General features: G+C 40.7%; 10 protein-coding genes. 4 read left to right on the plus strand and 6 right to left on the minus strand.

Annotated features, from left to right (window positions below; all coding sequences use genetic code 11):
* Positions 1–104: 104 nt before the first annotated feature.
* Positions 105–869, minus strand: a complete 765-nt coding sequence (locus tag ACED20_RS15205; RefSeq protein WP_378105520.1) for a GEVED domain-containing protein — start codon at positions 867–869, stop codon at positions 105–107.
* Between the two features lie 241 nt (positions 870–1110).
* Between ACED20_RS15205 and ACED20_RS15210 the strand changes: the two genes are divergently transcribed.
* Positions 1111–1500 (plus strand): Fur family transcriptional regulator, encoded by a 390-nt coding sequence (locus tag ACED20_RS15210; RefSeq protein ID WP_294331907.1) that lies wholly within the window; start codon positions 1111–1113, stop codon positions 1498–1500.
* A gap of 116 nt (positions 1501–1616) precedes the next feature.
* Here the strand turns inward: ACED20_RS15210 and ACED20_RS15215 are convergent, their stop codons facing one another.
* The 3 genes from ACED20_RS15215 to ACED20_RS15225 are packed head-to-tail and all read right to left on the minus strand — an operon-like array spanning position 1617 to position 6608.
* Complete coding sequence (locus ACED20_RS15215) at positions 1617–4193, minus strand: DNA gyrase/topoisomerase IV subunit A (protein ID WP_294323953.1); 2577 nt, start codon at positions 4191–4193, stop codon at positions 1617–1619.
* A gap of 12 nt (positions 4194–4205) precedes the next feature.
* Positions 4206–4682 (minus strand): hypothetical protein, encoded by a 477-nt coding sequence (locus ACED20_RS15220; RefSeq protein ID WP_294201167.1) that lies wholly within the window; start codon positions 4680–4682, stop codon positions 4206–4208.
* 36 nt (positions 4683–4718) lie between these two features.
* Complete coding sequence (locus tag ACED20_RS15225) at positions 4719–6608, minus strand: DNA topoisomerase IV subunit B (protein ID WP_294224297.1); 1890 nt, start codon at positions 6606–6608, stop codon at positions 4719–4721.
* Between the two features lie 282 nt (positions 6609–6890).
* Here ACED20_RS15225 and ACED20_RS15230 point away from each other — a divergent pair, with 282 nt between their 5' ends.
* The 3 genes from ACED20_RS15230 (at position 6891) to ACED20_RS15240 (ending at position 10399) form a co-directional block, all read left to right on the plus strand.
* A complete protein-coding gene (locus tag ACED20_RS15230; protein ID WP_294202299.1) occupies positions 6891–7607 on the plus strand; it encodes a LytTR family DNA-binding domain-containing protein in 717 nt (238 codons plus the stop codon).
* Positions 7608–7730: 123 nt separating this feature from the next.
* Entirely contained in the window at positions 7731–8897 is a 1167-nt protein-coding gene (locus tag ACED20_RS15235; protein ID WP_378105527.1) for a T9SS type A sorting domain-containing protein, read from the plus strand.
* A gap of 212 nt (positions 8898–9109) precedes the next feature.
* Positions 9110–10399, plus strand: coding sequence for a T9SS type A sorting domain-containing protein (locus tag ACED20_RS15240; protein WP_378105530.1), 1290 nt, complete (start codon positions 9110–9112; stop codon positions 10397–10399).
* A 447-nt stretch (positions 10400–10846) separates the two neighbouring features.
* On the opposite strand, the gene ACED20_RS15245 is transcribed toward ACED20_RS15240, so the two are convergent.
* Both ACED20_RS15245 and ACED20_RS15250 read right to left on the minus strand, forming a co-directional pair.
* Positions 10847–13441 carry a T9SS type A sorting domain-containing protein gene (locus tag ACED20_RS15245; RefSeq protein ID WP_378105533.1) on the minus strand — a complete coding sequence of 865 codons (2595 nt, stop codon included), beginning with the start codon at positions 13439–13441 and terminating at the stop codon, positions 10847–10849.
* Between the two features lie 84 nt (positions 13442–13525).
* Entirely contained in the window at positions 13526–14287 is a 762-nt protein-coding gene (locus ACED20_RS15250; RefSeq protein WP_294241394.1) for a LytTR family DNA-binding domain-containing protein, read from the minus strand.

The raw sequence follows: 14287 nt of genomic DNA on the forward strand, positions 1-14287 counted from the left end.
GCAAGTTTTATGCTAATTTTTAAAACCTTTGCTGCGCTAATCTTCCGGCTTTTTTAAAAAAGGTTAAAAATACAAAATTTCGGACGTTAAAAGCGGGCAGATTCCTATTTTTTAAGAACTTTAAATATCCTGTTATCTGTACGGGTTAAAACCTTCACCAGGTATTCTCCCGGCACATAATCGGAAAGATCAATAACTGCTCTGGAATTATTAATGACCTGGCTCTTAATTTTTCTGCCTTCCGCGTTATAAACTCCCAGAGATAATATAAGCTCTTTGCCATGAATATGCAAAAAGTCTGCTGTCGGATTAGGATAAACAGCTAGGTTGCTGACCGGATTGATCTCCTTTGTCCCGAGCTGAGTACCGGTAACGTTGACAATGTAATCCCTTGTTTCCCCGGATCCGAATGATGTACATGCATTCCCGGACCCGATCGTGCTTCCGTAAGCCCTGGAACGTATTCTCATCCTCGTATTTCCGGTGGCAGCAGAAGCCGGTACGGTAAAAGAGGTTGTGTTCTGAGTGCTCATTGAATTTACAAGCTGTTTGTATTCCTGTGGTTCGAAGACATTATTTTGATTGATATCGAGCCACATACCGATTACGGCTTCAGATGATGTGGAAGTATATATCTGGTAGGTTTGCCCTGCTGCCAGCGTCGCGGTTGTATTTCCGGAAGCAGGATATTCATGGTAAAAAACATTTTGTGAAGAAAAGGTCTGATGATTGAAAGGGGTAGAATTAATCCTTATTTCAATAAAGGTAGGATCTACGTCACCGCCTAAATTTGAAGTACAGGGGCTTTGTGTGGATTGGGAATTAAAAAAAGATGCCAGTAAAATACATGGAACTAAAGCTGATTTCATATAAAAAATTTTAAGGCTACAAATCTAACTAAAATAATTATTAATGCAACAAAGTTTCGTTAAAAGGCTAAAAATTTAATATTTTGTTCTATTATTCGATTGACCTTATATTTTAAAATTGTTTCCAAATGACTTTTGCAACGGCATACTGCAGTTCATCAAAAGATGTTCATCTATGTAAAAACATTAAATTATACGTAAATTTGTATCAGTATAATGCTAATCAATCCTGCAGTTACCTATGAAACAGATCAGAAATACCCATGCAAAAACTGAAATCCTGAATATTATCAACAATTCAGAGGTTGCTTTATCGCACGCAGACATTCAGAAAAGGATTGGGGATATGTGTAATCGTGTCACCATTTACAGGGTTCTTGAACGCCTTGAAAAAGAAGGAAATATTCATAAGATAACGAATGTGGACGGGGTTGTAAATTTTGCCAAGTGCGATCACATATGTCAAACAGACCATCATACGCATGACCATATCCATTTTAACTGCGAAAAATGCAGAACCATGATATGCATCGAAAATATTGCACCGGCAATCAGTCTTCCTGAAGATTTCACGGTCAGCAGCTACAACCTTGTGATCAGTGGAATATGTCCTAAGTGCCAAAATCTTTAAATCCGGCATGCATTCAAATAAATAGAAAGAAAGACCGATTGCTCAAACCGATCTTTCTTTTATCAATTAACTTTATAGCTGTTTAAAAACAGATGATGTATATTGGCGGAAATTACTTATGGCCGATCTTCACCCTGGAACAGGTCGCCAATGGTTCCATCCTCATCGGATCCGCCCGCAGGTTCCGGTTCCTCATAAGTTTCAGGCTCTTCTTCTGACGGTTCCGGAATGGTAATATTAATGGCTTTTACTTTAAATTTGGTAAACTGATTACCGATCGCCTTAATTCCTTTAACAGCTATAAACTCGTCGATAGCCACCGTTTCAGGCTCACGCTCTTTCCCTTTATCTTTGGCAAAAACAATTTCAGCCGTGGCACCATTTGCTACAATGATGTTTTCAATAAAAGATTTAGGGTGTTCCGACGGCATGAAGGTCTGCACATTCGGTGTATTTTCGAAGAGGAACCTTTTGATAAAATAGATATCCTTTTCGCCATCGTAATAAATGCAGGTCACCGGCTGATTCGGCCGCCATTTTTCAAGCACCAGATACTGGTCGTCAAAACGGTTGCCTAGATCGAATGAAACCAATTTTGCCTCACCATTGGTATTGATCGTGAGTATTTTATTATCTCCTTTAAAATTTCCCAACAGGGTTCCTCTTCCGTCCGCATTCAGCCTGCGTACGGTATCGTCGAACCATATCTTCCGCGGTGCCAGCGTTGAAACGCCTTCTTCTTTAAGATCAACCTTCTTTACCGAATATTTGGTTACCAGGTTTCCTTTGGAATCACGTCCTTTGATCGCAAGTTCGGAGAAATCCAGATCCATTTTATTTTTTCTGATCCTTGGATTGGGTTTTAATAAAACGGTAACGGTTTCCGCTTCCCCATTCGGATTTGCCGAAAAATAAAGCATTTCCGAACCTCGTTTATCGGAAGCCAGGGGATAATCCGTATTCCGGGTTACACCTGTTACGGAAAAACGCTTCATGTAATAAGGTCCTTCCCTTCCTTCCCGGTAAATCATATTGTAAACCGTACGTTTATCGTTCTTTTTCCAGATAGCGACATGTACAATATCTTTTCCGATAAAGGTTTTGGCTTCCACTTTAACCACCTTCATCCGTCCGTCTTTGCGGAATGTAATGATATCGTCGATATCCGAACAGTCAAAGAGATACTGGTCTTTTTTCAGGGAAGTTCCGATAAAGCCTTCCTCGAAATTGGCATAGAATTTTTCGTTGGCTACGGCTACTTTCGTAGCATCAATGGTATCGAATATCCTGAGCTCGGTCTTACGCTGCCTGTCTTTGCCGTATTTCTTCTGGATGTTTAAATAATAATCGATCGCATACTGAATGAGGTTGGCCAGATGGTGTTTTACCTGCTCGATCTTTCCTTCAAGCGCCGCAATATTTTCTTTAAATTTATTAAGGTCGAATCTTGAAATCCTTTTGATCCTGATTTCCGTAAGCCTTAAGATATCTTCTTCCGTTACGGCTCTTAAAAGATGTCCGGTATGCGGTTTCAGACCTTTGTCTATGGTTTTAAGAACCTCTTCCCAGGTTTTAACCTCTTCAATATCGTGATAGATCCTGTTTTCGATAAAAATCCTTTCCAAAGAAGAAAAGTGCCAGCTTTCCTGAAGTTCGTGAAGCTCGATCTCCAGCTCTTTTTTAAGAAGGGAAACCGTATGGTCCGTATTCATTTTCAGAATTTCGGAAACGTTCATGAACATCGGCTTATCACCTACAATCACACAGGCATTCGGGGAAATCGTCACCTGGCAGTCGGTAAAGGCATAAAGAGCATCAATCGTCTTATCCGGTGACACATCGTTGTGAAGATGGATCAGGATCTCTACTTTATCGGAGGTATTGTCTTCAATTTTCTTGATCTTGATCTTGCCTTTTTCATTGGCCTTTAAAATCGAATCGATCAGGTCACTGGTGGTTTTGGAGTAAGGAAGCTCGGTAATGATCAGCGTATGTTTATCCAGCGGAGATATTTTTGCTCTTGCCCTTACTTTTCCGCCCCTGTGCCCGTCGTTATATTCGGAAACATCAAGATAGCCTGCCGTTAAAAAGTCCGGGAATATCTCAAATTTTTTACCTTTGAGGTAAGCTACGGAAGCACTGATCAGTTCATTGAAATTATGCGGAAGAATTTTTGTGGAAAGTCCGACCCCGATTCCTTCAACGCCCTGTGCCAAAAGCAGCGGGAATTTTACGGGAAGGTCAATCGGTTCGTTGTTTCTGCCGTCGTAGGATTTGGCCCATTCCGTTGTTTTTGGATTAAAGACCACTTCCAGGGCAAACGGTGTCAGCCGGGCTTCGATATACCTGGCCGCAGCAGCAGAGTCTCCGGTGTAAATATTCCCCCAGTTTCCCTGCGTGTCGATCAACAATTCTTTCTGCCCGATTCCTACCATTGCATCGGTAATGGAAGCGTCACCATGAGGGTGATACTTCATGGTATTCCCAACGATATTGGCTACTTTATTGTAACGTCCGTCTTCCAGCTCCCGCATGGAATGCATGATTCTCCGCTGAACAGGCTTGAATCCGTCATACACGGACGGAATGGCCCTGTCTAAAATTACGTAGGAAGCATAATCCAGAAACCAGTCCCTGTAAAGACCGGAAACTTTTTTTAAGCTTTCGCCATCATGCGAATGTTCTTCTGTCATCGTTTAAATGTATTAACTCTTTTTCTCATTATTGGTTTTCACCACTTTATGCAGGGAGAATTTTAAATCGTTCACCTCTTTCTTCGTGAGATATGAAATTTCATATTTCAGGATGGTAGAACCGCTGTTTTTGCTGGAAATTGTAATGTATAGCCTCTTGATAATCAAAAGATCAATGACCTCAAATTTCAGCAGCTTGTATTTCGGAAATTCATCACTTAACGGTCTCTGCAGAAAAGGGATGATATTCCTGTTCCTGAAATGAAGGGCTTCTCCATCACTGTCGTATTCAAAGATCTGCCTTCCGCTGATATAAAACAGCAGGATAATAAACAGTGGCATGATGATCAGTAAAAGACTTTCCCATCCCAAAATATTGAATTTATATTCTTCTAAAAAATAAGCTCCAATGCCTCCAAGTAACAACATAATCAGAAGGCTGTTGATGAAGCTGTACACCGAAGTTTTGTTACGGTTACTCAGTCTCATTATTGATATGCTTTGTGGTTTGTGGCTTTTAAAATACTAATTTTCATCAACGGCTTCGGCCAGGATTTCTTTTTTATCGATATCAGGATCCTCTACAACAAGGTTTTCCAGGATAAAAGTCTGACGGTCTGGGGTATTTTTACCCATGTAAAATTCGAGAAGCTGATTGATGGTCTGATCCTTTCCTGCGACAACGGGCTCCAGGCGAATATCTTTTCCGATGAAATGCTTGAATTCATCCGGAGAAATCTCCCCTAATCCTTTGAATCGGGTGATCTCAGGATTTTTGCCCAGTTCGTTCAGTGCTTTAATACGCTCCTGCTCGGAATAGCAGTACCTCGTTTCCTTTTTATTCCTTACTCTGAACAAAGGAGTCTGAAGGATGTAAAGGTGCCCATTTTTTATCAGATCAGGAAAGAACTGCAGAAAAAATGTAATCATCAGAAGCCGGATATGCATCCCGTCGACATCGGCATCAGTAGCTATAATCACTTGGTTGTACCGAAGATCTTCAAGGCTTTCCTCGATATTCAGGGCCGCCTGAAGGAGATTGAACTCTTCATTTTCGTAGACTACTTTCTTCGTAAGACCATAGCAGTTCAAAGGTTTTCCTTTCAGGGAAAATACCGCCTGGGTTTCAACGTCACGGGATTTTGTGATCGATCCCGATGCAGAATCTCCCTCGGTAATGAAAATCTGGGTTTCTCCTTTCCTTTCGTTTTTCTGATCGTTATAGTGCTGCCGGCAATCGCGGAGTTTCTTATTATGCAGCGATACTTTCTTCGCTCTTTCCCTGGCCAGTTTCTGGATTCCGGAAAGTTCTTTTCTTTCTCGTTCTGAGATTAATATTTTACGCTGAATCGCTTCAGCTAATTCGGGGTTTCTGTGCAGGAAATTGTCCAGTTTGCTTTTCAGGAAGTCGATGATGAAGGTACGCACCGTCGGGCCGTTCGGGCCGATGTCGTTGGACCCCAGCTTTGTCTTGGTCTGGGATTCGAATACGGGCTCTTCCACATTGATCGAAACGGCAGCAACGATTGATTTCCTTACATCCGATGCGTCGAAATTTTTATTGAAAAACTCACGGATGGTTTTTACATATGCTTCACGGAATGCATTAAGGTGGGTTCCCCCCTGCGTGGTATTCTGCCCGTTGACAAATGAAAAATATGTTTCTGTCTGCGATTTGTCGGTATGGGTAATCGCTACCTCAATATCATTATCTCTAAGATGGATGATCGGATACAGCGTTTCATTTTCCAGCTCTTCATCCAACAGATCCTTAAGACCATTTTCAGAATAAAATGTTTCCCCGTTAAAGAAAATCTTCAATCCCGGGTTCAGGTAAGCATAATTGCGGAGCATTCTTTCGATATACTCTTTCCGGAATTTGAAATTAAGGAAAATATCAGCATCCGGAATAAAGGAAATTTCAGTCCCGTTCCGGTCTGAAGTATCCTTCTCCTCAAAATTCTCTTTAATTAAACCTCTTGAAAACTCAGCTACTTTCATTCTCCCGTCGCGGAAAGAACGTACACGGAAATAATCGGAAAGCGCATTTACCGCTTTGGTACCGACCCCATTCAGCCCCACGGATTTTTTAAAGGCCTTACTGTCGTACTTCCCTCCGGTATTCATCTTGGAAACGGCATCCACTACTTTCCCAAGCGGAATTCCACGGCCAAAATCACGAATTGTAACTTTGCCATCGTCTAATTTTATTTCGATTCTTTTACCGGATTTCATCCTGAACTCATCGATCGAGTTGTCCAGAATTTCTTTCAGTAAAATATAGATACCGTCGTCGGCAGAGGAACCGTCTCCCAACTTCCCTATATACATTCCGGGACGCAAACGGATATGCTCCTGCCAATCGAGAGTCCTAATATTATCTTCGGAGTAGATTGGATTTATTTCTTGTGACATATATAATTTCAGCAAACATACAAAAGTACGAATTTGCAAAAAATTATCCGAATATTTAGAATCATTTTTTACGAATATTTATCCGAAATCGTTGAATTATTGAAGGCAAAATTTTATATTTACATTATTCAATACGAAGTGAAAAACAAATTTTGTTTATCTTTAAGATTATTTAAACAAAATGATCTGATTATTATGAATTATCACATTTAGCAATTAAAATAAACAGCATGAATATAATCTGATAGAATTGAAAACTAACCTAAAAAACCACGCTAAACCATGAAAAATACACTGCATGCCTGCATCATAGATGATAAGGATGATGGCGAATCCATTTCTTTCCTCCTAAAAAAAGAATTTCCGGAATTCGAAATCGACCTTCACACGAAAAACGTTGATTTTGCTTCCGATTATCTGAGCAGAAATTCACCCGATCTGCTGTTTGTAGATATTCAGCTCAACAATGAGCAAGCTTTGGAAACCTTATCGAAATTACGTACATCTTCTTCACCCCTTATTTTTATCACCGATTCCGAAAACACAGCCATATCCGCCATCAAAAAAGGGATTACAAACTGCCTTTTAAAACCTGTTACTAACCTCAATTTTGTACTTACCGTCAATAAGGCGATGGAAAATTTTAAAAAGAACAGAACCTTTCCGTTTCCGAAATCCCGGAGCAAGATCAACCTTCCGACCCTGCAAGGCTTTAAAAGAGTAAATATTGATGAGATCATCCGGTGTGAAGCGGACTCCAACTACACTTCCATTTACCTGCTGGACAAAACCAAAGTCATGGTTTCCAAGACACTTCATGATTTTGAAAAAAACCTTTCCGGCTATAATTTTTTCAGGATCCACCATAAGCACCTGATCAACCTGGAACATTTAAAAGAATACATAAAAGGAAAAGGCGGACAGGTAGTGATGACCGATAATTCCGTACTGGATGTTTCCATACGTCGTAAAAACGAATTTCTGCACAAAATTTTTTAATAATTCACGCTTATTAGACAAACATTTACATTTACTCATTTTTCGCCACCACCTAATCACTCCCTATAGGCTGATATTGAATGCTTTGATAGTTTTGAGAAACAAACAAAAAAACGTATTATTATGAAAGCACACGTATTATCTTTGAAGGTTCTTATCGCAGCCGCTACAATTTTTTCCACGGCCCAAACGAATGCGCAGGCATGGCAGACTTTGGGAAACAGCGGTATTTCCTCTTCAAATTATGCAGGAACTGTGAATCCAGTACCATTTTACCTGAGAACAAACGGATCGACAAGCAATCCCGGCCAGGCAATTCTGAACGAAACAGGATCATTTCTGGTAGAAAGTGTAAACAATTCCAATACGGCAAAAACAAAAGGAAGCATCGTTGCCGGTTCAAGTAATGTTCTTGGAAACAATGCCAACAGTTGCATGGTCAGCGGGTGGCAGAACGACCTTTCCGATGCCGGAGGTGCCAATATTGTAGCAGGACAGGGAAACCGCGTATTTAAACAAGCCAGTAAGTCCGTAGCCCTAGGATGGGTGAACAGGATTACAGCATCCAACCAGTTTGCCATCGGGGTAGGCGTTGATCTGTCATCTGAATATTCGGGTGGTTTTGGGGTAGACCTAGTCGCCACAGGAAACCGGTCCTTCGTGTTCGGATCCGGAACCGGGGGCGGATCTAAACTCACCAATACAATTCCTTCTTCGCTGATGTTCGGGGTTTCTTCCACGCCAACCATGCTGATCCAGGATCAGCTTGTGGGTATCGGAACCACATCTCCTACTGCTCTTCTTCATACAAACGGAAAGGTAAGAATGGAAAACCTGCCGGACGGAAACGGAAGAGCACTGGTTGTAGATCCCGATGGAAATGTGATGGTGGCCAACAGTTATCTGTACAGGTCTGCCGGGGATCAGACGGCAGAATTCCAGACCCAGATCGATGATCTTAGAAAAGAAGTTCAGGAGTTAAAAGAACTGCTCAAACAAAGCAGAATAAGCGTTGATATGGGCGAAGCCTCCAATGAGCCGAAATTATACCAGAATGCGCCGAATCCGGGAAAAGGCGAAACCATAATTAAATATTATCTTCCAAAAGAGACAAATAATGCATCCATTGGGATCTATAATGTTTCGGGACAGCTGATTAAGAATATTCCGCTTAAGGATAAGGGCAACGGAAGCATTACTTTGAACGGAATCCGCGGCGGATCGTATGTGTATACCCTTTCAGTGGATGGTAAGAATGCGGATACCAGGAAAATGATTATCCGGGACTGATCTGAATGAAAGCATACCAGTCAAAAAATTCCTGCGGATGGCTTTTAGTTGACAGTGAAAGACTGGTTGCTTATATTACCTGTAGCCACAAAAACGTAACGCTTATTCTTTTGTGACAGCTTCCTGTGCTTTGTGGATCTTTATAAAGACAATAACCGAAACATTATAAAAATTACAGTATTTTTTATATTAACTAAATTAAAATTTTAACTATGAAAAATCTTTTACATCCCAGAGGCCGTCGTCAGTTAATGATAGTACTTCAGAAAGCATCTAAATTGGTAACGGCTCAGAAATTTGTCTTGGTCTTCATTATTGGATTGCTGGCTCACACAGAAGTTTCCGCTCATGCGTCCACCATCACCAGGAAGTGGTGCGGCGGCTTTTTCCACAGGAAATTTGTTGCATCTGCACAGACTTCCGTATTAAGCTATACCAGATACCAGACGGGATACAACTGCATCGGCCAATATGTGGGAACTGCAAATATCGGGAGCTGGTCCTTAACCTGCAATAACGAAAGCAAAGGATGCTCTCGTCCCCAAACGGCAACCTGCAGCAAAAGCGGAACCGTATATGACAGGATCTACAGCGGCTGTTATCTTCTGTTCAGCAATCCTCAGTATTACAATTCCTATGCGCAGGCCCAACATCTTGTGGGAGGCATCAATCTGAATTACTACGCTTACGGAAGAGGCGGTGCAGGCCATACCGGGAATTTCCTCTTACATCCTTATCTTTTTGATCAACTGGCTGATAATGACAAATCGGCCGGAGAAATCAGAGGCGATGTGGACATCAATGACAACAACCAGTTGGTCATCAACAAAATGAACGGAAGGCTGGGTATTACAGCCGGAGCAGATTATTTTTCCAACATCAAAATCGTTGTCATCAAAGAAAATCAGAATATTTCCGATGATGAAGCCCTGCAACATGAAGAACAGGTGCAGAACGGTACTTACCCGGATGTCTTATATACCGCTGAACTGAACATTTCAAAAGACGGAATCACCCATGGAGGGGTTTTCTCTCAGGGACTGGTATCCGGAAATATTAAAGAATTCAATGCGAACCAGGAATACGGCGTAACGATAAATGATTTCTCCATCGTAGCTCCCGTAAATGCAGAACTGCAGGACGATGAAAAGCTTACCCTGGTTACCGTTATAGATGGGGGATTCGACATCAGTTCGGCAGTTGTAAGTAAAAATGCCAACGATCTCCTTACCACCAATAGTAAAGACAGTAAAATGCCTCAGCTCCACCCTAACCCGGCAAAAGATTATGTAGACATTTCTGTAAACCCTGCCAAACAGGACTTTGTAAGAGTACGCATCATCAGTCCTTCAGGGAAAGTAAGCGCAGAGAAATCCGAAAGGCTGAGCCCAGGACGACAAACCATACGGATGAATACGGAACAGCTGCTGCCCGGCGTATACGTGGTGGAAATACAGTCGGACGGCAACATTTCTTCCCGGAAACTTCTGATTTCAAAATAATATTTTCTATTCAAAACAATGAAAACCGCCTTTTCAGGCAGTCAGGGAATCCGTCTCATTACAGAGGCGGATTTTTTATGTTTTAAAAGCCCGGTTACCCGGCAGAAAGAGATAAAATCCTGCAGAAGGCCGAATCATTTATTCATTTTGCTGCTGGAAGGTTTATTATTTAAAAATCTTAATTGAATCCTCCGTATTTTTATTTTCAAATCAAATAATCGACTGAATATAAATTCAGTACATTCGATCTCACATTGTTTTAGTGTAAAGGTTCAGAAAAATTTACAGCTCAAATAAAGAATGAACGAAGTTTGTTTCAAGTTATAAAATCAGGATAACCGGCTAAACTTTGGCACTATACCCTGTAAAAAACAAATTACTATGCCAGATCCTGACATAGTAATTTTAAACCCAACCTTTTTATTCATGAGGATCGGCCGTACTAATTTAATTTTTGGATACTTTTTTCAATAATGTTCCTTTACCCGTCAGTACTTTAAAGTAATAAATTCCATTACTGCTGCTGTGGATACTGATTTTGGCATTCTGAGAATTTATTCCGGTATGCTTCTGAATAATCCTTCCCGCGGCATCGAATACCTCCACCGATTGAATTCGGGAATCCGCCTCAATATTAACGTCGCCTTTGGTCGGGTTAGGATATAGATTTACCGACTGGTCTTTCTGCACTTCGGAGGTCTTCAGTTGGCTTTCGATATTGGTGATTTCATCATTGGTGACGATCGGGAAATTATAATCAAAGTAGATATTGGCCTTATTGATGACTTTATCACCAATGGTGAGATTTCCTTTAGATTTTATTTTCATCAGGATATTACCATGCCCGCCGCTTCCCAGGTTCGCCTGTTTCATCATAAACTCAACCTTATTTCCAGTAATCTTGGTAAAGGAAGGGTACGAAGAATGCTGCAGCTGTAAGGTGTTGATATCAAAATCGGCAGGATCAATGTTCATTTCCACGACGATGTTTTCGGTAGGAGCGGTGCCTGTATTTTCAAAATTTACTATGTAGTGAAGGTACTGTCCAACCATAGATACAGGAATTGAATTTCCTTCTATGCACTCAATATCATTAGGATCATATGAACCCGTTACGGTCTGATTGAAAACAAAATGATTATCCAAAGGTAAAATATCATTCAGGGAAGGATTGATACCCGCTGTAAAAATAAGATGATTACCTATGTTTACAGGATGGGTAGGATGTGTCGGAGGATTGACTGAAAAAATAATTTCGGTTGCTTTGTTCTGATACGGTTTCAGATTCGTAAAACTGTAAGTGATCTGATTTCCTGCAATGGAGGCATAAGGCAAAGAGGAAGAAACAAAGGCTATCTTTAAATTATCGAAATTCAGTGTTACATTTCCGGAGAGTGTCGTATTCCCTTTATTCCTCCACATAAGTTTATATTTTGCGTTAAACCCGGGTCTTGCAGAACCTACCGGAGCAATAACAACTTCAAGATCATTGGAATTTCCGATTGCTTTTATACAGATATCCTGAGTGAAAATATTATTATTGGAATTTGCAAAATTTGTATTGAAACTACCCGGAACAGCCTGGAAAAGAGAAGGATTTTCAGCTTCTGTCGTGATGGCAAAATTACCGGCTATGGTGTAAAAGAAATACTTCCCTTGGCTGTTGGAAAAGGTAGATCCTATATTGGTGCCGTCATTTATCTTAATTTTTAAATGCTCAAAAAGCTCATCATTAGGATCGCAGCCATTATTATTTTCGTCAAAACGGACGATTCCCGTGATGGTGTTGTAATTACCTCCCGGATTAAAGGTGCAATAGGAGTTAACGTTACAGTTGGTAAAATTCAGGGAGGAGACTGCGGACTGGATAGCGGCGATCTGGCCTTCATCACAGCAGATGTATTGAAGGGCATTGCCATTATTGCTCATAGACAGAAATTCGTTAGCTCCGTTTTTCATAAATATTGAGACCAATAACGGATTCACCTCACATCTAAAAGTCTGGAGGCTGATACAGTCTTCTACGTTGATGGTTGTAAATTTATTATTATCACAGTATATTTGTTGAAGGCCTGTACAGCCCTGTACGTTGAATGAAGCTAGCTGGTTCTTGGCGCAGGATAAATAGTAAAGATTGGTTAAGCCGTGCAGATCCAATGTGGTAAGCTGGTTGCTGTAGCAGCTTAAATACTGGAGATTGGGCAGTCCCTGTACATTCAATGCAGTCAGCTGGTTTTCAAAACAGGTAAAGGTTTTAAGATTCAGCAATCCCTGTACGTTGATTGCCGGAAGACCGCATCCATAACATGCCAATGTCATGAGGTTTGACAATCCCTGTACATTGATTGAGGTTAACGTCGGATTATAATGGCAGTCCAGGTTTTGAAGATTAGGGATTGCCTGCATGTCTAAGGTAACAAACTTATTGCTGCTGCAGTTGAGAACCGTAAGATTGTTAAGTCCTGCTACATTTAAGGAAGTCAGCAGATTGAAAGAACAATTTAAGTTCTGAAGATTCGTGAGTCCCTGTATATTCAGTGAAGGAAGTTTATTGCCGGAGCAATTAAGGTTCTGAAGACCTGCTAATCCCTGAACATTTAAAGAGGGAAGTAAATTGGCGTAGCAGTTTAAGGTTTGAAGATTGGTAAGCCCCTGCACGTTCAATGAGGTAAGCTTGTTGCTGTAGCAGTTCAAAACCTGAAGACTTGTAAGACCCTGGACCTCTAATGAAGCCAGCAGGTTGCCGTCACAATTCAGGGTCTGGGCGTTAGTAAAATCCGATATTCCGGTCAGCGCGGAAATACCGGAAAAGGAAACATTCAGATAAAGTACCTGCTGAGCTTCCGCTAGCTGTATTTCCCCGTCACTGTTGGCGTCGATCTTAAAGTAGCTTCCGGATAAATTTTTGGCGATCTGATTGGTCGTATCGGCCTGAAGTAATTTTGCCTTAAAATTTGCATCGGGAATACTCACAATTTGTGCTTTGATTCCTAATGAAATGATAAGTAAAAATAATACGGTAAAGAATCGTTTTACTTTCATAGTAGATTGTTTTTTTTATAAATTTATTTGTAGAATTTCTTCTATAAAACTATAAATGAGAATTTGCAGGGTTTTGTTTAGAATTTAAAGTCTTCCGATCAGCTCCTGTAACTTTTCTTTTTTCCGCTGCGATACCGGTATCTGTGACTGATCCGACATAATCACAAACCCACCGTCCTTTTTGATGTAGGATTTCAGTTCATTCAGATTAATAAGATGGGACTGATGAATACGTTCAAAACCATGATCTCCCAAAAGCTCTTCATATTCTTTCAGGGTCTTTGAAATAATAACAGGTTTATGGTTTTTAAGATAGAATTTGGTGTAATTGTCTTCACTTTCGCAACGGATAATGTCTTTTATTTCAAACAGATGAATCCCGTCCGACGTAGAAAGAGCGATCTTTTTAAAATTTTCGGTCTTTTTGGTAATATTATCAAGAAGCAGTTCAATATGCTTATAATTATTGTTCTTGCTTTGGGCCTCCTTGATTTTTAAAACCACATTTTTCAGATCATCGGGATCCACCGGTTTCAGCAGGTAATCCAGAGCACTGAACCTGAACGCTTTGATGGCAAACTTTTCATGGGCGGTAATGAAAACTACCTGCGCGGAAACCTGCCCCCATTTTTGATTCAACTGCTCAAGAATATCAAATCCGGTCCCGTCATTCATTAAAATGTCCAGGAAAATAATTTCAGGATTCAGCTCTTCCACTATTTCGATACCCGTTTTTACGCTTTCCGCTTCTCCCGTAAATGTAATTTCAGGAGCATACAGCTTCAGCATTTCTTTCATGCCTTCGCGGAGATTGGCATCATCATCAATAATTACAGCACTAATCAT

This window comes from Chryseobacterium sp. sg2396 (assembly GCF_042610505.1).
Lineage (GTDB): Bacteria > Bacteroidota > Bacteroidia > Flavobacteriales > Weeksellaceae > Chryseobacterium.